At 67.4% G+C, this 21,816-nt stretch carries 16 protein-coding genes and 1 tRNA gene; 11 read left to right on the forward strand and 6 right to left on the reverse strand.

The features are described 5' to 3' along the window. Positions 1-120: 120 nt before the first annotated feature. The 4 genes from AO398_RS07705 to AO398_RS07720 form a co-directional block, all read right to left on the reverse strand. On the reverse strand, positions 121-3,318 hold the full coding sequence (locus AO398_RS07705; protein WP_058191478.1) for a multidrug efflux RND transporter permease subunit: 3,198 nt from the start codon (positions 3,316-3,318) through the stop codon (positions 121-123). A 107-nt stretch (positions 3,319-3,425) separates the two neighbouring features. Then, entirely contained in the window at positions 3,426-4,583 is a 1,158-nt protein-coding gene (locus AO398_RS07710; protein ID WP_058191479.1) for an efflux RND transporter periplasmic adaptor subunit, read from the reverse strand. Between the two features lie 147 nt (positions 4,584-4,730). After that, the gene (locus AO398_RS07715; protein WP_058191516.1) at positions 4,731-5,051 is read right to left on the reverse strand and encodes a rhodanese-like domain-containing protein; all 321 of its coding nucleotides are present in this window, start codon (positions 5,049-5,051) and stop codon (positions 4,731-4,733) included. A 107-nt stretch (positions 5,052-5,158) separates the two neighbouring features. Next, positions 5,159-6,439 (reverse strand): glycosyltransferase family 1 protein, encoded by a 1,281-nt coding sequence (locus AO398_RS07720; protein WP_058191480.1) that lies wholly within the window; start codon positions 6,437-6,439, stop codon positions 5,159-5,161. 159 nt (positions 6,440-6,598) lie between these two features. Between AO398_RS07720 and AO398_RS07725 the strand changes: the two genes are divergently transcribed. Continuing rightward, a tRNA-Pro gene (locus tag AO398_RS07725) sits at positions 6,599-6,675 on the forward strand. A gap of 106 nt (positions 6,676-6,781) precedes the next feature. Here the strand turns inward: AO398_RS07725 and AO398_RS07730 are convergent. After that, the gene (locus AO398_RS07730; RefSeq protein WP_058191481.1) at positions 6,782-7,684 is read right to left on the reverse strand and encodes an MBL fold metallo-hydrolase; all 903 of its coding nucleotides are present in this window, start codon (positions 7,682-7,684) and stop codon (positions 6,782-6,784) included. A gap of 240 nt (positions 7,685-7,924) precedes the next feature. On the opposite strand from AO398_RS07730, the gene AO398_RS07735 reads away from it, so the two are divergent. From AO398_RS07735 to AO398_RS07750, 4 genes are all read left to right on the forward strand, one after another. Next, complete coding sequence (locus AO398_RS07735) at positions 7,925-8,590, forward strand: SCO family protein (protein ID WP_058191517.1); 666 nt, start codon at positions 7,925-7,927, stop codon at positions 8,588-8,590. Positions 8,591-8,684: 94 nt separating this feature from the next. After that, positions 8,685-10,274, forward strand: a complete 1,590-nt coding sequence (locus AO398_RS07740) for a glucan biosynthesis protein (protein WP_058191482.1) — start codon at positions 8,685-8,687, stop codon at positions 10,272-10,274. 98 nt (positions 10,275-10,372) lie between these two features. Next, positions 10,373-10,603 (forward strand): hypothetical protein, encoded by a 231-nt coding sequence (locus AO398_RS07745; protein WP_058191483.1) that lies wholly within the window; start codon positions 10,373-10,375, stop codon positions 10,601-10,603. A 4-nt stretch (positions 10,604-10,607) separates the two neighbouring features. Further along, complete coding sequence (locus AO398_RS07750; protein ID WP_058191484.1) at positions 10,608-10,979, forward strand: hypothetical protein; 372 nt, start codon at positions 10,608-10,610, stop codon at positions 10,977-10,979. A 9-nt stretch (positions 10,980-10,988) separates the two neighbouring features. Here AO398_RS07750 and AO398_RS07755 read toward each other — a convergent pair whose 3' ends face one another. Further along, complete coding sequence (locus AO398_RS07755; protein WP_058191485.1) at positions 10,989-11,267, reverse strand: hypothetical protein; 279 nt, start codon at positions 11,265-11,267, stop codon at positions 10,989-10,991. Positions 11,268-11,622: 355 nt separating this feature from the next. On the opposite strand from AO398_RS07755, the gene AO398_RS07760 reads away from it, so the two are divergent. The 6 genes from AO398_RS07760 to AO398_RS07785 all read left to right on the forward strand — a co-directional run bounded on the left by AO398_RS07760 (position 11,623) and on the right by AO398_RS07785 (position 21,808). Beyond that, a complete protein-coding gene (locus tag AO398_RS07760) occupies positions 11,623-12,333 on the forward strand; it encodes a Crp/Fnr family transcriptional regulator (RefSeq protein WP_058191486.1) in 711 nt (236 codons plus the stop codon). Positions 12,334-12,664: 331 nt separating this feature from the next. Further along, entirely contained in the window at positions 12,665-14,242 is a 1,578-nt protein-coding gene (rpoN, locus tag AO398_RS07765; protein ID WP_058191487.1) for an RNA polymerase factor sigma-54, read from the forward strand. A 78-nt stretch (positions 14,243-14,320) separates the two neighbouring features. Then, entirely contained in the window at positions 14,321-15,700 is a 1,380-nt protein-coding gene (glmU, locus tag AO398_RS07770; RefSeq protein WP_058191488.1) for a bifunctional UDP-N-acetylglucosamine diphosphorylase/glucosamine-1-phosphate N-acetyltransferase GlmU, read from the forward strand. Positions 15,701-15,849: 149 nt separating this feature from the next. After that, the gene (glmS, locus tag AO398_RS07775) at positions 15,850-17,676 is read left to right on the forward strand and encodes a glutamine--fructose-6-phosphate transaminase (isomerizing) (RefSeq protein WP_058191489.1); all 1,827 of its coding nucleotides are present in this window, start codon (positions 15,850-15,852) and stop codon (positions 17,674-17,676) included. 1,279 nt (positions 17,677-18,955) lie between these two features. After that, positions 18,956-19,453, forward strand: coding sequence for a PRC-barrel domain-containing protein (locus tag AO398_RS07780; protein WP_058191490.1), 498 nt, complete (start codon positions 18,956-18,958; stop codon positions 19,451-19,453). A gap of 351 nt (positions 19,454-19,804) precedes the next feature. Beyond that, a complete protein-coding gene (locus AO398_RS07785) occupies positions 19,805-21,808 on the forward strand; it encodes a PAS domain-containing sensor histidine kinase (RefSeq protein WP_244498695.1) in 2,004 nt (667 codons plus the stop codon). Positions 21,809-21,816 lie beyond the last annotated feature (8 nt).

Below are 21,816 nucleotides of genomic sequence, written 5' to 3' on the forward strand. Positions count from 1 at the left end.
CAGGCTTCTACACCGAAGACGGCAGGCCTTCGTAAAACAAAGCCGCGCCGGACCGGTCAGGGTCGGGCGCGGCTTCGAGAGGGCACGATCTTTCGGTCGCCGGCAGAACGGCGTCCCGCCTCAGCCGTGGGCCGGGGCCGCCCCGCCATGGTCGCCATGCGATGACTTTCCGCGCAGGCGGCCGAGCCAGAGCGAGAAGTGGCGGATCACCACGTAGAAGACCGGCGTGAGGAACAGGCCGAAGAAGGTCGCGCCGATCATCCCGAAGAACACCGCGGTGCCCAGCGCCTGGCGCATCTCGGCACCGGGGCCGGTGGCGATCACCAGCGGCAGGGTGCCGAGGATGAAGGCGAAGGCGGTCATCAGGATCGGGCGCAGGCGCAACCGGCAGGCTTCCACCGCCGCATCGACCGGGCCCCGGTGCTCGCGCTGCTCGATATCGTGCGCGAACTCGACGATCAGGATCGCGTTCTTGGCAGCCAAGCCGATCAGCACGATCAAGCCGATCTGGGTCAGGATGTTGTTGTCCTGTCCCCGGAACTGCACGCCGGCGAGCGCCGCGAGCACGCCGGTGGGCACCACCAGCAGGATCGCCAGCGGCAGCGCCCAGGATTCGTACTGCGCGGCCAGCACCAGGAAGACCAGCAACACGCCCAGGGCGAAGACGGCGCCGGCGGTGCCGCTCGCGGCCTTTTGCTGGAAGGCGATCTCGGTCCAATCGTAGGCGTAGCCGTCGGGCAGCACCTTTTTGGCGATCTCCTCCATGGCGGTCAGGGCCTGTCCCGTCGAGACGCCGGGCTTGGCCACGCCCTGGATGGGGACCGAGTAGTAGAGGTTGAACCGCTGAACGATCTGTGGGCCGGTCACGTCGCGCACCGAAGCGAGCGTGCCCATCGGCACCAGTGCGCCCGTGGAGGAGCGCACCTTGATCTGCGAGATGTCCTGGATCGAGGAGCGGAAGGCGGCATCGCCCTGCAGGCGCACCTGGTAGATGCGGCCCAGGGTGTTGAAGTCGTTCACGTAGGTGCCGCCGAGATCCGCCTGGACCGACGAGAACACGTTGGCGAGCGGTACGTTCAGCATCCGCGCGATGGTGCGGTCGATGTCGAGGAAGAGCTGCGGCGTCGCGTTGTCGAAGGTCGTGAACACGCGCTGCACATCCGCGCTCTGGTTCGCCTGGCCGATCACTTCGCCGGCGGCGGCCATCAGCGGACCGATCTCCGAGGATTGGCGGCTCTCGATCTGCATCTTGAAGCCGCCGCCGTTGCCGAGACCGCGCACCGGCGGGGGCGGGATCACGATGACGCGGGCTTCCTGGATGTCGGAGGTCGCCTTGAGCACCTCGCCGGTGATCACCCCGGCGCTGCGCCCCTGACCGGCGCGTTCCTTCGCCCCCGTAAGGGTGAGGAACATCACGCCGGCATTGGTGGTGTTGGTGAAGGTCGCTCCGTCGAAGCCCGCGATGATCACAGCGTTGGCGACACCCGGCACCGTCCTGGCCTGCTTGGCGGCCCGCAGGATCACGTCGGTGGTGCGATCGAGCGAGGAGCCGGAAGGCAGCTGAACGACACCGATCAGATAGCCCTGGTCCTGGTCCGGAATGAACCCCGTTGGCGTCGTCTGGGCTAGGTGCAGGGTGCCGGCGATCACCGCGGCATAGACCAGCAGCATCGCCGCCAACCCGACGAACCCGCCGGTCAGGACTCGGATCGTGCGGCCGTAGGCGTTCGACGTGGCGTCGAAGGCGCGGTTGAAGCCGTTGGCGAGCCAGTTCACGAACCGGGTCAGGAAGAACTTCGGCTCCTTGCGCGCATGGTGCGGCACGAGCAGCAGCTTGCACAAAGCCGGGGACAGGGTGAGCGAGTTGAACGCGGAGATCAGGGTCGAGGCCGCGATCGTGAGCGCGAACTGCTTGTAGAACTGGCCCGAGATGCCCGGGATGAACGCGGTCGGCACGAACACCGCGGCAAGCACCAGAGCGATGGCGATGACCGCGCCGCCGACCTCGTCCATGGTCTTGTGCGCGGCATCGCCGGCCGAGAGTCCCTCGGCCATGTTGCGCTCGACGTTCTCCACCACCACGATGGCGTCGTCGACCACGATGCCGATGGCGAGCACCAGCCCGAACAGGGTCAGGTTGTTGAGCGAGAAGCCGAAGGCCGCCATCGCCGCGAAGGTGCCGATCAGCGACACCGGGATCGCGATCACCGGGATCAGGGCCGTCCGCCAGCTCTGCAGGAACACCAGCACCACGATGACCACGAGGCCGACCGCCTCGAACAGGGTCTTGTAGACCTCCTGGATCGACTCCTCGATGAACTCGGTCGGGTTGTAGGCGATGCGGTACTCGACATCCGGCGGGAAGTTCTTCTTGACCGTCTCCATCACCTGCTTGACCGAGGTCGCCGCCTCGAGGGCGTTGGTGCCCGGCCGCTGGAAGGCGCCGATGCCCACCGCGGGCGTGTCGTTCAGGTAGGAGTTGGTCGTGTAGTCCTTCTGGCCCATCTCGACGCGGGCGATGTCCTTGACCCGGACAAGGCGTCCGTCCTGGGCCTTGATGATCACCTCGGCGAACTGTTCCGGCGTCTTGAAGCGGGCCTGCGACTGGACGACGAGCTGGAACGCCTCGCCCTTGGCCGCGGGCGGACCGTTGAGCTGGCCGGCAGCCACCTGGACGTTCTGCTCCTGCAGGGCCGTGGTGACGTCGGTGACCGAGAGGCCGTAGGCGGCGAGCTTGTTCGGATCGACCCAGATCCGCTCGGCATACTCGTTGCCGCCAAACACCGTGATGTCGCCGACGCCGTCGAGGCGCAGCAGCTCGTCGCGGATGTTCAGGTAGATGTAGTTGGCGAGGTAATTCTGGTCGTAGGTCTTGTTCGGCGAGAGCAGGTGCACAACCAGCATCAGGTCGGGCGAGGCCTTGCGCACGGTAACGCCGAGGTTGCGCACGTCCGGCGGCAGGCGCGGCTGGGCCACCGAAAGCCGGTTCTGCACCAGCACGTTGGCGATATCGAGGTTGGTGCCGACCTTGAAGGTCACGGTCAGCAGCATGTTGCCGTCGTTGGTCGACAACGACGTCATGTACAGCATGTTGTCGACGCCGTTGACCTCCTGCTCGATCGGCGTCGCGATCGTGGCGGCGACGGTCTCGGCGTTGGCGCCCGGATAGGAGGCACGCACCGTCACGGTCGGCGGCACGATCTCGGGGTATTGCGAGACCGGAAGGCTCTCGTAGGCGACGAAGCCGAGGATCAGGAAGACGATCGACGTGACCGACGCGAAGATCGGCCTATCGACGAAGAAATGGGCGAAACGCATCGGTCAAACCTCTGAGGCCCGCCGGTCACCCGGTCGGGGCCCTGCGTCGTCGGTGCGGCGCACGCGGCGCGGCGCGCGCGCATGCAATCGTGTCGAGCCGATCGGGCTCACGTCTTGCTCGGGGGCAGCTCGACCGTCTCCGGGGTCACCTTGGCCCCCGGGCGGACGCGGGCGATGCCGTTGACCACCAGGGTCTCGTCGCCCTTGAGGCCGCTGCGGATCACCCGGTAGCCGTCGACCTTCGGACCCAGCACCACGTCCTTCTGCTGGATCACGTTGTCGGGCCCGAGCACGTAGACGATGCGCTTGTCCTGGTTGGCGGCCACCGCCTCGTCGGGAATCATCACGCCCTGGAACGGCTTGGTGGCGGGCATCGAAACGATGCCGAACAGGCCGGGCTTGATGTACTGGTCGGCGTTCGGGACGGTGGCGCGCAGCAGGATCGTGCCGGTGGCGTTGTCGACGCGGTTGTCGACGAAGTCGAGGGTGCCCTTGCGGGTCGGCTTCGCCTCGCCGGAGAGGGATATCATGATCGGCACGCCCTTGCCCTGCTGGGTTTGGCCCATGCCGATGCCGAGGCTGTTCTGATACTTGAGGAAGGACTTCTCATCGACGGTGAAGCTGAACCAGATCGGGTCGAGGGACACGATCGTGGTCAGCATCGTCTGGTCGGCGCTGACGATGTTGCCCTCGGTGACGAGCCGCCGGCTGATCCGGCCGTTGACCGGTGCCTTCACCTCGCTGAAATCGTAATTGAGCTGTGCGTTGTTCAGCGCCGCCTGGGCACTGTCGACGTCGGCCTGGGCGGTCAGCGAGGCCTGCCGGCGCTGGTCGGTCACCTGCTCGGAGATGTTGCCGCTCCGGGACAGGGTCTGGGCGCGCTCCAAGTCGGTCTGCGAGAAGGACTGGCGGGCCTTGGCGGAAGCGAGGGCGGCCTGGGCCTGCTCCAAGGCCGCCTTGTAGGGGCGCCGGTCGATCACGAACAGCAGATCGCCCTTCTTCACCGTCTGGCCGTCGGTAAAGTTGATCTTCTCCAGGTATCCGGTAACCCGGGCGCGGACTTCGACATACTCGATCGCATCGAAGCGGCCGGTATACTGGTCCTGCTCGACGATCTCGCGAACCACCGGCTTGGCCACGGTGACCTTCGGCGGCGGGCCGCCGGGTGCCTGGGCGTGAGCGATCGGTGCCAGGGGACCCGCGAGCAGAACGCCGGCAGCAAGACCGGAGAGCACGGGGAAGAGGCTGGAAAGCCGGCTGCGCATCGGGTCCTGCTGTCCGTTGGCCGACCCGTCGGTCGAACCGAGCTTGACGATAGCGTCCTTGGTAGACGCGCCCTAACCCGCGCGCCCTCCTGCTTCTTGTGCGAGAGCGCACATCGCGCCCCGAACAGGGCGGATTGTTTTAAACGGCTACTCGATTGCTTCGCCGGCCGCGTACCAATCCTTGAAGCCACCCTTGTAGTGCTCCGAGATGTCGAGTCCGGCGTTCTGTGCGGCCATCAACGCGTGGACCGACCGGACGCCCGACCCGCACGACAGGACCGGCCTACGGCCATCGGCGGCGATCAGGGCCGCCACGGCCTGCGGGTCGAACGTGGAGAGCGGATGCGAGACGGCGCCGGGGATGTGCCCGGCCTCGTATTCATGGTCCTCGCGCACGTCGATGATCAGCATTGTGCTGTCACTCAACCCGCGCTTGACCGTCTCGCGATCGAGATCGACCACCTGCATCGACAGGATCTCCGTAACGTCCAACCGGGGTCGGCCTTTAAGGCTGACGCTTTCCCTTATTCGTCAGGCCGGGGCGGCGCAACTCGCGGTGCCGACGTCGGGTCCGTTCAGATCGCCGCCAGCGTCGGTGCGATTGCCGCGAAATGGCCATCCCAGTTCGGCGGCGCGTAGCCGTCGAGGCGGCCGGCGAGTTCAGCCCTGAGCGGAGCGTCCGGGCGGGCGAGCGCCTCGATCGCGTCCAGCCAGCCCGGGCCGTCGAGGGGATCGCGGAACAGGGCGAAGCCGCCGGCGATCTCCCGGTGGACGGGAATGTCCGAGGCCACCACCGGCAGGCCGGAGGCCGCCGCCTCAACGATCGGGATACCGTAGCCCTCGGTGAACGAGGGCATCAGCAGCGCGGTGCAGCTGCGGGTCAGCGCAGCCAGACCGTGCGTCGAAAGGCCGGTGACCTCGACGGCATGGGCGCGGACGCCGGGGCAGCGCTCGAGCATGTCGATGGCGCTCTCCGCCTCCCAGCCCCGGCGCCCGACCACCACCAGGCGCGGCGTCACGGTCCCATGGCGCTCGGCCAGGCGGCGCCAGAGCTGGAACAGCAGCAGGTGATTCTTGCGCGATTCGATCGTGCCGCAGACCAGGAAGGTCGGTCGGTCCGGCCGGAATCGCGGCCCGGTGCGCCCGAAGGCCGGCTCGACGCCGAGATGGCCCACCGCCACCGGATCCCCGCCGAACCCTTCGGTCGCCAGATGATCGAGGGTGCGGGCGCCGGTATCGGCGGAGTTGACCAGGATCGCGGCGGCGTGCCGGCCGATGGTGCGCATCCGGACACGGTGGCGGTCGGCCTCGCCGTCGCGCCCGTATTCGGGATGCGTGATCGGGATGAGGTCGTGGACGAAGAACGCTGCGCGCACATCCCGCCGATCGTAAAGCCAGTCGAACCGGCCGGGCTTATCGAGGCGCAGGTGCGAGGTGTGCAGGTAGAGGGCGTCCCGGGGCAGGGCGGTGAGGGGGCGCCCCCGCAGGGCGATATCGATCGCCGTCCGGGCCTGGATCCGGCGGCGTTGTGGTCCGCCTGTCCGCGGGCCCGGAGCCGATGGGGCGGCCGCCACCGGGCCGCCGAGCCGCGCCGAGAGGCCACGATAGACCGGATCCGAAAGCGCGTCCCGATCCTCGACCCAGCCCGCCGCCACCGCCTCCACGATGCCCAGAGCCAGCGCGCGGTCCAGGACCCGCGGCCCGTAGGCCGTCGAAACCACGCCGACACCCGGCCCGGGCTGGCCCAGGAAATGGCGCGCATAGGCGAGATCGACCCGGTCGATTCCCGACGGGCTCGCATGGCGCAGCCGCGTGACGAGGCGGGTGAGATCGAAGGCGATCGGTCGGTCCGTCATGGTCCTCGTTGGCGTGGCGCAGGCGTCTCGGCGCGCGAAATAGAGCGGGAGACGATCCCCGTACCCGGCCGGACTGGAGAGGGCTAGCGCCGCCGATCCACCGTGAAGGGCTTGCGCGGAGAGGGCGCGACGGCTAAGAGCGCCGGGCCCACGTGGCGTCGGAGTGTAGCGCAGCCCGGTAGCGCACCTGTCTGGGGGACAGGGGGTCGTCGGTTCAAGTCCGGCCACTCCGACCATATCGACCTTGCCTAGCGTGACCCCGGCGGCGCGGGCGACCATCTCTCTATATCCGGACGGTGAGATAGGGCTTCGGTGAAGCCCATCGCCGTATGCGCGCGGCGTTCAGTGCGGTGGCGCGTAGGCCGAACCGTCGGCGGCCCGCAGAGGCGTCGCCACGTAACGTCCGTGCTCGGGAACCGCGACGCGTTCGAAATCCTCGGCCAAGACGTGGATCGCGCGGCGCATCTCTTGACCCTGAAGCGGGCGGCCATGGCCTGTGATGACGCGCTCGGGTTCCAGGGCTGCGAGCGCTCGGACCGAATGGTGCGCCGCGCCCCAGTCGATCGTCAGATACATCGGCGGCCCGTGGAGCTCCGGCTCCTGCAAAGCCACTGCGTAGGCCGATTCCTGCGCCGTGGTGACGAAGGCGTCGCCCACGATCAGGGTGCGGTCTGCCTCGCGCCAGAGCGAGACGTGGCCCGGCGCGTGGCCGGGCGTGTGGATCCAGCGCCAGCCTCCCATCGGTGGGATGGCTCCGTCCCCCGGCAGATCCTGCAGGCGGCGGGATACGTCGACGGGTTTCGTCGGGAAAAGGGGCGACAGGCGGCCCAGCAGGCCGCCGCCGACGCTCGGATCGGGTGCCGGATAAGACGCACTGCCATCGAGATAAGGCCGCTCCAGCGCGTGCGCGAAAACCGGGACGTCCCATTCCTCGGCCAGATCCTCCAGCACGCCGACATGATCGAAATGGCCGTGGGTCAGCACGATCGCGGTGGGCCGCGCGCCGGCGCCGAACCGTTTTTCGGCCGCGGCCTTGATCGCGCCCTTGGCGCCCATCACGCCGGCATCGACCAGAACCCAGCCGCGGTCGCCGGCCCCGGGGGCGCCGACGAACACGACGTTGACGAGGACGAGCCGCTGATAGGCGACGTCTCCGGTGATCTCATGGGTGGAATCGTCCCGCTCGGCATCGCGTGCCGGATCGTCGGCGCGGGCCTTCGGATCGACCGGAATCTGCTGGGCCATGCGGGGCGGCTCCCTTGGGGGCTGCCCGGGCAGACCGGTATCGGCAAGGCTGCCCGGGTCGGCGCGACCGGGAGGTCTTCCCCGCCGCGGCTGCATCCGCTCTGGCAGGGGAAGCATCGGCCGCTGGTGTACCGCAAACCGGACTCGTAGAAGTGAGTTCCCGGATCGCCGCAGCGGGATCGCGCGGCGCGATCCCGACCCCATATGGATCCCATCGACGCTCCCGCCGCAGGTCACAGCATGGCACCGAGCCCGCTCGCCCTCATCGCGTCCGCCGCACTCGTCACCCTGGTCGCCACCGGCACGGGGGCGATCGTTCTGCAGCAGAGCTCGCAGTTCAGCCATCCCCGCCGGGTCGGGGGCAGCTTCGCCATGGCGGATCTCGACGGCCGCCCGGTGAACGAGGCCGACCTGCGCGGCAAGCCCTCCGCCCTGTTCTTCGGCTTCACCCATTGCCCGGAGGTCTGCCCGACGACGCTCACGACGCTCTCCGGTGCGCTGGGCCGGATGGGCCGCGACGCCGACCGCATCAACGTCGTGTTCGTCAGCCTCGACCCGGAGCGCGACACGCCCGAGAGCCTGCGGGAGTACCTGACCGCGTTCGATCCGCGGATCCGCGGCTTGGTCGGCACCCCTGAGCAGGTAGCGCGCATGGCCGACGCCTACCACGTCGCCTACAAGCGCGTGCCGGTTCCGGGCGGCGACTACACGATGGAGCATTCCGCCACCGTCGGGCTGTTCGACAAGGCCGGCCGGATGGTCGGGGAGATCGGCTACGGCGAAGACGAGGATCGCACCCTGTCCAAGCTGATCACCCTGGCGCTGCCGGGCCAATGCGCTCCCGGGGGCGGCGCCGCGCTCTGGGAAACCGACGGCCCCACCAACGCCTGCGGCCCGCGAAGCTGAACGGAGGCCGGCGCCGCGGTCAATTGCGTGGTCATGCAAGCGTGACTAGAGGGCGAAGCAGGTCGTCCGACCGGCGATTCCCGGAGATTCGAGCTTGATCACGCGACGCGCCCTGACAGCCGTGGGCCTATTGGCCCTCTCGCCCCTTGCGCGTCCCGCCCGGGCCGCGTCCGGCGGTCCGCGCCTGGCGCCGCCGGAGCCGATGGATTTCGAACGGCTGAAGGCGCTGGCTCGCATTCTGCGCGATCGCCCCTACGCGCCCCCTCCCGAGGCACCGGCCTCGCCGACCCTCGACGCCTTGACCTACGGGCCCCTCCAGGAGATCCGGTATCCGCCGGCGCACGCGCTGTTCCCGGAAAGCCCGTACCCAGTCACCTTCTTCCACCTCGGCAACTTCTTCCGACATCCGGTGAAGATTTTCGCCCTCGAAGGCGGCCAGGCCCGCGAGGTGCTGTATTCCCGCGATCTCTTCGCCTACCCGCCCGGCAATCCCGGCAAGGACCTGCCCGACGGCGCCGGCTTTGCCGGCGTCCGCTTCCAGAAGGTCCCGGCCGACCAGCCGGGCGCCGACGGCGACTGGCTGGCCTTCCTCGGCGCCTCCTATTTCCGCGCCGCCGGCGACGGGGCGCAATACGGCGCCTCGGCCCGGGGTATCGCCATCGACACGGCGCCGGGACCGGGCAAGACGGAGGAGTTCCCGGTCTTCACCCGCTTCTACGTGTCGCCGGCCTCGGACGGGGTGGTCACGATCCTGGCCCTGCTCGAAGGTCAGAGCCTCACCGGCGCCTACCGGTTCACCGCCCGCAAGGCGCCGCACGTGGTGATCGACGTCGCCTGTACGCTCTACATCCGCAAGGCGGTCGAGCGGTTCGGCGTCGCGCCCCTGACCTCGATGCTCTGGTACTCCGAGGGGATGAGCCGGTTCCTCGCCAGCGACTGGCGGCCGGAGGTGCACGATTCGGACGGGCTGTTGATGCAGACCGGCGCCGGCGAGCTGATCTGGCGTCCGCTCAATAACCCGCCGCGCCTCAGCGTCAGCGCCTTCGCGGACCGCTCGCCCAAGGGGTTCGGCCTGCTCCAGCGGGACCGGTCGTTCGAAACCTATATCGACGACGGGTTCGAGGAGAACCGCCCGCATATCTGGGTCGAGCCGCAGGGCGACTGGGGGGCCGGCAGCGTGCAGCTCGTCGAGATCCCGACGCACCAGGAGACCGACGACAATATCGGCGCCATGTGGGTGCCGGCCGATCCGCCGGCCGCGTGGGCGGAGCGCAGCTTCGCCTATCGCCTGCACTGGCCGGTGACCGAGCCGGTCGCCACCGATCTCGCCCGCTGTGTCGCGACACGGGCGACCAAGGCGTCCTGGCTGTCCGCCCCGGACAGGCGCCCGGGCCGGGCGAACCTCGTTCGCCAGTTCGTCCTGGAATTCGAGGGGGCGGCCCTGGCGGGCCTCGATCCAGAGAAGGCTCAGGTGGTGTTGACGCTGTCGCGCGGCCGTGCCGAGGAGGTCGGGGCGACCTGGGCGCCCTACGGCAAGCCGAGCCCCTGGCGGGTCTTCCTGAAGGTTTTCGCGGACGGGCCCGATCCGGTCGAGATGCGGCTCAAGCTCAAGAACGGGGACCGCCTGCTCTCCGAGACCTGGGCCTATCAGTATTATCCCGAGGCGCCGGGGACGGTGCTGTAGGCCGAAAGGCTGCTCCGTCGCATTGCCGGCCCGGGGCGGCCGTCTGTAGTAAGGTCATCCCGGGCGGCGTCGAGCCGCCCGCCGCATCCGAGGCCGTCATGAACGGCGAACCGCCGCCCGGCCTCACTCTACCCGAGGCCCTGACCCGCCTGCTGAAAGCGCCCCGCGGCGCGATCTGGCCGACGCCTGAGGATCGGAACCGACTGCGCCTCGGTCGCCAGAGTCCGCGCGAGCCGAGCCGAGCCGTGATGGGCGTGTGGATCTGGGCGATCCTGTACAACGTGATGGGCTTCGCGATCCTCGCGACCCTATGGCGGACGATGCACTGACCCGATGAACACACCCACGTCGCGCTATTCCGGCCTGCTTTCCGCGGTCCTCGTCACACTGCCTCTTCTGGCGGCGCCGGCCGGGGCCCAGACGCCGGAGAGCGCCCTGAACGCGGATGACGGCACCGGAGCGGTCAAGGTCTGCGCGCCGGTGGCAATGCCGCGCTGGCGCTCGATGACCCCGGTCCCGAAGACCTGGACCTTCCTGGATTGCATGGGCTTTTCGGGCGAGATGGGCGCCAGCCATTTCCAGCTCGGCTGCCTGTTCGCCAACGTCACCCCGCACGCGCAGAAATACGCCTGGGGTCCAATGGTGGCGATCGAGAAGGCGGCGCTGGCCAAGCCACAACCGCCGATCCCCAATTGCGGCTGGTGACCGGCTGGGTCAGCTCGGGGCGGCCACGCTCTCTGGCCAGTCCAGGACAAGAGTGAGGTGAGCCCGGAAAACGATCGTTCCGGCTTCGTTTCGCACCTGCGCCTCCAAATGGAGACCGATGGGATCGGAGGCAAACGGCGCGTTCTGTTTGACGCGGAGCGTATCGTTGGCGACTTCCACCAACGCTTCTGCAGCGGATCGGCACGCATCCTGCCGGCCGGAGAATTCAAGGCCTTCCTCGTCGCGAGAAAGCACCTCGCCCTCGATGAAATCGGTGAAGTAGCGCACGGCACACCGGCTCCTGAGGCAAAGGAGATACTAGCCTCGCCGAACGATTATTGTCGCTAACGTGGGTCAAGGCGTCGTGCGCCATCACTACGCAGGCACCAAAGTTGTTTGGCGTTCTACGCTGCGGACGCGGAATGTTCCGCATGGGAACGAATGCTGTCTCCAACGTTTGATCGGAACAGATCCGGTATGCGGACCCGTTATCGTCTGAAACCGTACATAGACTGGAAGTCAGCTTAATTTTGCTTGTGGTCAAGCTGCGGCCGTTTACCTCGATCCGATCGCGAGCTGACACGCTTGAGCGCCGATGATTGTGAGACCGTCCGCGCCCTAACCCCGACTGTGGAGCGGAGCCTTGGATCGACCGAAGCAGGACGGCGTCCGAAATCGGCTGCTCCGTCTCATGACACCCGATGATTTCGCCCGCCTCGCGCCGGCGCTCGAGACCGTCTCGGTGCCGCTGCGCGAGTTGCTGATCCTGCCGCTCGAGCCGATCGCCCACGCCCATTTCGTCGAGGAAGGCATCGTGTCGCTGGTTGCCGACACACTCGAAGGTCGGATCGAAATCGGGGTTGTCGGATACGAGGGGATGTGCGGCGCGCCGCTCGTGCTCGGCACGGACCGTACGCCGCACACGGCCCTGGTCCAATCCGATCTCGTGGCCCTGCGGCTTCCTGCGCAGGCCCTGCAGACGGCACTGGCCCAGAGCCCGACCCTGCGCAGCCTGCTCGGGCGATACGTCCAGAGCCTGATCGTGCAGGTGGGACATACCGTCTACGCGAACACGGATCTCACCATCGAGGCGCGGCTCGCCCGATGGATCCTGATGACCCACGACCGGCTGCAGAAGGACGAGTTGATCCTGACGCACGAATTTCTGGCGATGATGCTCGGCGTTCGGCGTCCCGGCGTCACGACCGCGACGCACGTGCTGGAAGGCTCGGGCATGATCCGAGCCCGGCGCGGGCGAATCATCGTGATCGATCGCGACAAACTCGAGGATCTGGCTGGGGACGCCTACGGACCGGCCGAGGCCGAATACGAGAGGCTCCTCGCAAAGGATTGACGCCTCGACGGTCGTGGCGCGTCCTCACGTCTGTGCCGAATGGCATGGGATCCAAGCGGCACGGGATCGCGTGCCGCCGGCACCAGACCATTAGCGGCGGCGTGGATGCACAGCTTCGTTAAACGCTCTCCGTGACACTGAGCGGTGGCCCTCTGTGGCCTGCGCACCACGCGCGCACCGTTCGATCCGTTGCCAACACCGATCAGCGTCGGCGATCTTTGACGCGCGCATAAGATCGGTTTAGAGGTGATCGGGCACGAGATGCAATAACCATGCCGCAAGCAACGTTGCTCGGCTGGTCAATAACGCTGAAAGGGCATCGGGGCCTCTTATGAGTTTGGTGCAACGGCTGGAAGTGCGTCAGGGCCAGGCCCTGGTGATGACGCCGCAGCTCCTGCAAGCGATCAAACTCCTGCAACTGTCGCACCTCGATCTCGCTGCCTATGTCGAGGCTGAGCTGGAGCGCAATCCGCTACTGGAACGCGCTGAATCCGAAGGCTCAGCACCGACCGACGCAGCCGAGGCGAGCGGCCCGTCCGACGAGGCGGCCTCCGGTGACGGCTTTGATGGCGCCGAGTCCGATTCGTGGCTCGCAACCGAGCTCAACCCAAGCCGCGGCGAGATCGAGACCGATTTCGATACGCGGCTCGACAACGTCTTTCCGGACGACGCCCCGACGCAGGTCCAGGAATCCGCCGCGGGCGACATGCTTTCGCTGACGCCGCCGCCCTACGGCAGCAGCGGCGGCAGCTTCGATTCCGACGCCCCCGACTTCGAGGCCGCCCTGACGGCCGAGATTTCCCTCCGCGATCACCTCGCGGGCCAGCTTGAGCTGGCAACCCGCGATCCAGCCGAGCGGCTGATCGGCGGTTTCCTGATCGATGCGGTCGACGAGGCCGGCTACCTGCGCGAGACCGTCGAAGGCGTGGCCGAGCGCCTCGGCGCCGAGCCCACCACGGTGGCCCGGGTCCTGACCCTGGTGCAGAGCTTCGACCCGCCCGGCATCGCCGCCCGGGACCTCGCTGAATGCCTGGCGATCCAGCTGCGCGAGCGCGACCGGTTCGACCCGGCCATGCAGGCCCTCGTCTCGCGTCTTGACCTTGTCGCCAAGCGCGATTTTAGCGCCCTGCGCCGCCTCTGCGGCGTGGACGACGAGGACCTCGTCGAGATGCTGGGCGAGATCCGCCGGCTCGACCCGAAGCCCGGCCGGGCCTTCGGATCGAGCGGTGTCGAGGTGCTGATCCCCGACGTGTTCGTGCGCGCCGCCCCGGACGGATCCTGGCTGGTGGAACTCAACGGCGAGGCCCTGCCGCGCGTGCTGGTCAACCAGAGCTATTATGCCCGGGTCGTTCGCGGCGCCTCGGCCGACGGCGACAAGGCGTTCCTGTCGGAGGCGCTGCAGAACGCCAATTGGCTCACCCGCTCCCTGGAGCAGCGCGCCCGCACGATCCTGAAGGTCGCCACCGAGATCGTCCGCCAGCAGGATGGATTCTTCGTCCACGGCGTCACGCATTTGCGCCCGCTGAACCTTAAGACCGTGGCCGAGGCGATCGGCATGCACGAATCGACCGTCTCCCGGGTCACCTCCAACAAGGCGATCGGCACCAGCCGCGGCACCCTGGAGATGAAGTACTTCTTCACCGCGGCGATCCCCGGCGCGGCCGGTATGGCGGCCCATTCCTCGGAAGCCGTGCGTCACCGGATCAAGCAGTTGGTGGATGGCGAGACGCCGGACGACGTGCTGTCGGACGACGCACTGGTGCAGAAGCTGCGCAGCGAGGGCGTCGACATCGCCCGTCGGACCGTAGCCAAGTACCGGGAATCTCTCCGGATCCCGAGCTCGATCGAGCGCCGCCGGGAGCATTACGCCCACGGCTCGGCCCATCACGGGGCGCTGGCCCTGCGCTGACATCCGCCGGGACAGTCTTGCGTCGCGCCGGCGTCCGGCCCATCCGGGGCGCGCCGAATCATGACGCCCGGACCCGCAATGACTCCTCCCGCCACGCCCCCGCGCAGCCTCACCGCCATCGTGCTCGCGGCCGGGAAGGGCACGCGGATGCGCTCGGACCTGCCGAAAGTGCTCCACCGGATTGCCGGGCGGACCATGCTCGGCCATGTGCTGGCGGCCGAGCAGGCCGCGGGCGCCGGCCGGATCGCCGTGGTGGCCGAGCCCGGCCGTGAGGACGTCGCCGCCGAGATCGCCCGGGAGGCGCCCGGCGCGCAGGTTTTCCCGCAGGCCGAGCGGCTCGGGACCGCCCACGCGGTTCTGGCCGCCCGGGCCGTGCTCGAAGCCCCGGACGACGACGTGGTCATCGCCTTCGGCGACACGCCGCTGATCAGTGCCGAAACCTTTTTGAGACTCCGTGCGCCGCTGGCGAACGGCGCAGGCGTCGCCGTCCTGGCGTTCGAAAGCCCGAATCCGACCGGCTACGGCCGGGTGCTCACCGAAGGCAGCTGCGTCCTGGCGATCCGCGAGGAGAAGGATGCGAGCCCGGCCGAGCGGGCCGTCACCCTGTGCAATGCCGGGCTGATGGCGCTCGCGGGGCAACACGCGCTGGCGCTGCTCACGCGCATCGGCAACGACAACGCCGCCGGCGAATACTACCTGCCCGACGCGGTGGCGCTCGCCGTTGCCGAGGGGCTCTCCGTCACGGTCGTGCCCGTGGACGAGGCGGAGGCGCAGGGCGTCAACGACCGGGTGCAGCTCGCCGTCGCCGAGACCGCGATCCAGGCCCGGCTGCGCCGCAGCGCCATGCTAGGCGGCGCCACGCTCGTCGCCCCCGAGACCGTGTTCCTCAGCCACGACACCATCCTCGGACGCGATGTCGTCGTGGAGCCGCATGTGGTGTTCGGGCCGGGCGTCCGGGTCGCGGACGGCTGCACGGTGCGGGCCTTCGCCCACCTCACCGACACCGTTCTCGAAGGAAGCGTACGCATCGGGCCCTTCGTCCGGCTGCGTGGCCATGCCGTCCTTGAGGCCGGCGCGGAACTCGGCAACTTCGTCGAGCTCAAGAACGCCCGGATGGGACCGGGGGCCAAGGCCGCGCACCTCACCTATCTCGGCGACGCCGAGGTCGGCGCGAAGGCCAATATCGGCGCCGGCACGATCACCTGCAATTACGACGGCGTGCTCAAGCACCGGACCACGATCGGCGCCGGTGCCTTCATCGGTTCGAACTCGGCCCTGGTCGCCCCGGTCACGATCGGGGAGGGCGCCTATGTGGCCTCCGGCTCGGTGATCACCGACGCCGTGCCCGATGGCGCGATGGCGATTGCCCGCGGCCGCCAGACGGTGAAGCCAGGGTGGGCAGCCGAGAAGCGCGCGGCCCTGCTGGCCGAGAAGGCCCGACGCGGCAAGGGTTCCTGAAGCCGGGACGCCGAAGCGCGGTCAGGGGTGGCCCTGCGCCGTCACCATCCGGTACAAGGCACGCTCGGCACCGCATTGCGCGGGGCGGCCTGGACCTTGCGCGGCGTGCCCGCGCTCAACGGCCGGGCGTTACAGCGAGAGACACGTCCATGTGCGGCATCGTCGGCATCGTCGGGCGCGACGCGGTGGCGGGGCAGGTGATCGAGGCCCTGCGGCGGCTCGAATACCGCGGCTACGATTCCGCCGGCATCGCCACCCTGGAGCACGGCCGGCGCGCCGGCCGCCGCGCCTCGGGCAAGCTGATCAATCTGGAGGCGCGGCTCGCGCAGGAGCCGCTCACCGGCACGATCGGCATCGGCCACACTCGCTGGGCGACGCATGGCCGACCCAACGAGACCAACGCCCACCCGCACGCCACCAAGCGCTTGGCCGTCGTCCATAACGGCATCATCGAGAATTTTCGCGAGTTGAAGGCCGAACTCGAAGCCGATGGCGTCGTGTTCGAGAGCCAGACCGACACCGAGGTCGTGGCCCAGCTGGTCAGCCGCAATATGGATCGGCAGATGAGCCCGGTCGACGCGGTGGCCGCCGCCCTGCCGCGACTGCGCGGCGCCTTCGCGCTGGGCTTCATCTTCTCCGGGGAGGAGAACCTGCTGATTGGCGCCCGCCACGGCGCGCCGCTCGCGATCGGCTTCGGCCAGGGCGAGACCTATCTCGGCTCGGACGCCCTGGCGCTCGCTCCCTTCACCGACGCGATCACCTATCTCGACGAGGGCGACTGGGCGATCCTGACCCGGGACGGCGCCGAGATCCGCGACGAGGCGGGCGCCCGCGTCGAGCGCCCGCGCCAGAAGATCGCCACGCAGGCCTACCGGATCGACAAGGGCGAGTACCGCCACTTCATGGCTAAGGAGATCCACGAGCAGCCCGAGGTGGTGGGCCGCACGCTCGCCCACTACGTCGACATGGCCAACGGCCGGGTCATGCTGCCCGAGGCGCTGCCCTTCGATTTCGCCAAGCTCAGCCGCGTCTACATCACCGCCTGCGGCACGGCGTTCTACGCCGGATTGGTGGCGCGCTACTGGTTCGAGCAGGTCGCGCGCCTGCCGGTGGAGATCGACGTCGCCTCCGAGGCCCGCTACCGCGAGGCGCCCTTGGAGAAGGACGGGCTGACGCTGGTCATCTCGCAATCGGGCGAGACTGCCGACACCCTGGCCTCGCTCCGCTACGCCAAGAGCCAGGGCCAGCACACGCTCTGCGTCGTGAACGTGCCGACCTCGACGATCGCGCGGGAATCCTCCGTGGTGATGCCGACGCTCGCCGGCCCCGAAATCGGCGTCGCCTCGACCAAGGCGTTCTCCTGCCAGCTGACCGTGCTGTTGTGCCTGGCCATTGCGGCCGGCCGCGCCCGCCGCGCCCTGGACGAGGCCGGGGAGCGCCGACTGGTGGACGCGCTGATCAAGGCCCCGGGCCTGATGGCCGAGGCGCTGACCCGGGAATCCGAGATCGAACTCCTGGCGCGGGACGTCGCAAAGGCCCGCGACGTGCTCTATCTCGGCCGCGGCACCAGCTACCCGATGGCGCTCGAAGGCGCGCTGAAGCTCAAGGAGATCAGCTACATTCACGCCGAGGGCTACGCCGCAGGCGAGTTGAAGCACGGGCCGATCGCTCTGATCGACGAGAGCGTGCCGGTGATCGTGATCGCGCCCCATGACGCGGTGTTCGAGAAGACGGTCTCGAACATGCAGGAGGTCGCGGCGCGCGGCGGGCGCATCGTCCTGATCGGCGACGCCAAGGGCGCGGCCGAGCACGGGCTCGACACCATGGCCACCGTCACCATGCCGGATCTCGACGCCACGGTGGCGCCGATCGTGTACGCGGTGCCGATCCAGCTGGTGGCCTACCACACCGCGGTGTTCATGGGGAAAGACGTCGACCAGCCCCGGAACCTCGCAAAGTCCGTCACCGTCGAGTAACCCCACCGCCGATCAGGGAATTTCGTCCGCGGCCAGTCGAATCGCGTGGCATCTGTCGTGCATAAGATGACGTTGCCATGAGACGTTCAGTTTGTCGGAGACTAAAACTGACGCAAGCAGCCTCATGAAGATCTGCGAGCGGGGTGGCGTCACGCTCGCAAGGCTTGTCTCGGCATCGGCATCGCGAGGCCCAGGCAAAGGACCGCTCGACCAAATCGGCAGGCGATGGCAGCACGTCCTTCGACACGCTCAGGCACAGTCCACTGCGCGCGATGTTGACGGCTTTGACAGGCGTGCGATGTGGCGAGCGCGCGATGGGTCCCTCGAGTGCGTCCTTGCCGCGGACGGATTCCGGAGGGGCTCGTCGCGGGGCACGACAGCGATATAGCATCTCGGTTCCGAAGCGGATTGCAGGGAGGACTTTACCTGACAAGCAAAGCCAGGAGTGGTCGTTTAAAGACGAGCCTGTCGGTCTCAAGCCGATGACGTCTACGCCACTGTCAAATCCCCCGATCAACCGACGCTGGCGTAGACGTCTTCATCCCCGACCACGCCCTTCGCTGGTCAGAACGGCATTCTTGAACCCAAGCCTAAGCCCTGTGGCGCAAGCCCGGGGCTTTTTTGTTGCCGCCTTGGGCCAAAAGCAATCGACGATCGATAGTATCATTCATGGAACATGGAAGAGACTGATGACAAGCCTTCCCTGGACGTGGATCGGGCCGACGTTAGCACAACATTGCCTGGAATATCGGTTAGGGCCATTGATACCGATACCCTTGTTCAGCTGCGCAATAGGACAGAGCTACTCCGAAGGATGAATGCTGCCATACCGCATTGAGCCGTCAATGAATTGCTCGTCGTCTATGGCAACGCCCGTGCTAAGATCTTATCGATTCAACACGCCCAACCATCTTTTCTCTCAGGTCGCCGCTGGTTCGTCAAACCAGATGAATGCAAAGGCTCGATGTCGAGCAACGCACCGTCGGCGATGCGTTTCTACGTCTCCGACAAGCGGCATACGACGGCGAACCGAGCGGATGTCAGGATTGTCCTGACGGGACTGCGGTCTTCTCTGACTGCAATCCCAGTCTGCGAGTCACAGATTGTTCCGTGAGCGATACGAGGGTTCCAAAAAGCCTCGCCCATCACTCGCGCCTCAAACGGTGCTTTACGCCCCGATACGGTTCGTCACGCCCATCGCCGATTGCGTCGCCCGACGGCGCAAGTCCGACGTTCGGTACACCGCTCCGAATTCAATCATTGAGATCAAGGTTCGACTATGAAGAATATCGTTTGTCTTGCATTCATCGCAGGGTCGTTGCTTGCCGGCCCGGCGTTCGCCGAGGATAAATCGACGTCCCATCCCGACGCGCAGGCGAAACCGATGGCAGCGCCGCCGGCCGGCACAGCGATGCCGACTGCGATCGACGGCGCTGGCGGCATGACGATGGCCAACTCTGCCACGGTCAAGATCAGGTTCATCACGGCCAAGCCGGCGGACATCATGTCCTCGAAGCTCGTCGGAAAGACACTTTACAACAACAAGAACGAAAACGTCGGCGAAATCGAAGATCTGGTGATCGACAACGGCAAGACCGTTACGGGTGTCGTCGTGAGTGTCGGCGGTTTCCTCGGGTTGGGCGAACGATACGTGCTCGTCGATCCAGCGACGATCTTCCTGCATCAGGCCGATGGATCCATCAAGGCGATCGTCGACACCGACAAGGATACTTTGAAGAACGCACCTGCGTTCAAATACAACAAGAAGAATACCTGATCTTCAACCCGCGAGGGCGCGCCACTCGCAGGCGCGATCCCTCGCGGCCTCTGCCGGGCAGTGGGCTCGGCGAGACGGTACGATCACTCCCCTTGTTCCCGTTTTTATTTCTCGATCCTTGGAGCTTTTAGACAACGGTCCGAGTTGCAGACGTCACGTGCAACATCCAACGGATCTATCGAGGCATATGGTCGGACTGGAAATGACCGAACCACGCGATCAACTCCACCGACAAGGAGGGGGCGTCGCGTGCAAGGGATCCTCGAACACGTGCCTCTGAATATCCGGGGCGTAGGCCCGGCTGAGAAGACAGGCCGGCGACGCTTGGGCCGGGGCAGCGGCCGAACCCTGGTGGCCTTGGCTCTGGCGGCCGCCATCCCGGTCCTGCTGCTGAGCGGTTGGGTCGCCACGGTGATGGCGCAGCAGCAGCGTGATCTTACCCGCCATGCCGCCGTTATCAGTGCGGCCCGCGTGGCCGAGCGGGTTGCCGCCGACATCGCCATGCAGATGGCCGCCCTTGAAGTCCAGGCCGCCGCAACCAGCCTCGATCAGCCGGATTTCACCATATTCTACGCCGAAGCGGAGCGTTTGAAACGCGCGCACCCGTTATGGGAGACCGTCGAACTTTCCGGGGCCGACGGCATTCAAGTCGTCAACCTTCTTCGAGCCCTCACGGATGGACTCGGGCCGACAGCCGATCGAAAGAGCTTCGACGAAGTCATGAGGACGAGACGCCCCACCGTGGGCGGCATCGGTCCGATCGGGCCCATCTCGGGCAAGCGTCTCGTCGCCCTGCGCGTCCCTGTCATCCGCGGCTCCGCCTTTCCCTACGTTCTGTCCATAGGTCTGGCCACAAAGGCGGTCAGCGCGATCCTGCGCAACGCCTGTGCGCCGGAAGGTTGGGTCGGAACGATCGTCGATGCGGACGGAAACACCATTGCCCGGACCCGGGCGGAAGCGGAGGAACTCGGCCACCCGGCCGACGCGGCCCTGCTGGCGGCCATCCGACGCGCTCCGCAGGGATTCTACATGGGCTCGGCGTTGGAAGGCTCCGACGTCGAGGTGGTGTACCGGACCCTCAAGGATACCGGCGGCTGGTCGGTCCATTTCAGCGTGCCGGCGGCAAAGCTCGACGCACCGGTCGCGCGTTCGTACTACGTGCTGGCTGGAGGAAGCGTGCTCAGCGTCGGGCTGGCCCTTGCACTTGTCGGGCTTGTGGGCCGGGACATGGCGCAACGGCGCTCTGGAGAGCAGGCGCAATTCGCCCTGGCGCTTCGATCGAGCGAGGAGCAGGGTGCAGTAGCCGCCGAGGCGGCGGAACTCGGCACGTTGCGGTGGGACACGGCGCGGGGACGCGTGACCGGATCCGCACGAGCCGCTCACCTTCTCGGATGGAAGGCGGGCGTGACGGGCCTGCGCGAGACCGAAACCGATGCGCATGACGCCCTCAGTGCGATCTCCGTCGACGACCGGCAGCGCCTCGCCGAAGCCTTGCGCGGAAGCCTCGCGGACGGAACGACGCTCGACGTGGAGTTCCGCGTCAACCGGTCGGGATCGGAGCCGAATTGGGTCCGTTTGACCGGTCGTACGCCTGTGTTGGACGCAGACACCTCGACCAGCCTCTTCTACGGGGTCGTATCCGACATCGAACCGCGCAAGCGTGCCGAGGCCGATCACGCGGAATTGCTTCGCAAGCTCAACGAGGCGCAGGAGGATGAGCAGCGCCGCATCGCGCGGGAGCTTCACGATCAGGTCGGGCAGACCGTCACGGGCCTCTCGCTTGGCCTGAAGAATTTGGAAGGGCTGTTAAAGAGCTCCTCCCCGCCACCGCAGGCTCTGGAGCAACTCCACTGGCTGCAAATCATCGCCGGTGAGATCGGTCGCGACATTCACCACGCCGCCGTCGATCTCCGGCCGACCGCCCTGGACGATCTCGGTTTGCGCGAGGCCCTCGGGACGCTTTTGCGCGATTGGAGTGAGCGGCATGGCATCCGCTCAGACCTGCAGTTTATCGGTGACAGCGTTCGCCTGCCCACGCGAATAGAGACGGCAATCTACCGGATCGTGCAGGAGGCCCTGACGAATGTCCTCAAGCACGCGCAGGCCTCCGACGTCAGCGTGTCCGTGGAACGACGCCCGGAGCAAGTACGGGTCATCATCGAGGACGATGGCGTCGGCTTCGATACAGATGCCTGCCCTGTCGGATCTCCGGAAGGATCAGGGCCGAAACCCCGGTTGGGATTGTCCGGCATTCGCGAGCGCTTGTCCCTCCTCAACGGCAAGCTCACGCTCGAATCCTCGCCCGGATCCGGCGCAGCGCTCTTCGTTTACATCCCGCTTTCGCGCCCCGCCTGACGCCCGAG

The organism is Methylobacterium sp. GXS13 (assembly GCF_001455965.1).
GTDB lineage: Bacteria > Pseudomonadota > Alphaproteobacteria > Rhizobiales > Beijerinckiaceae > Methylobacterium.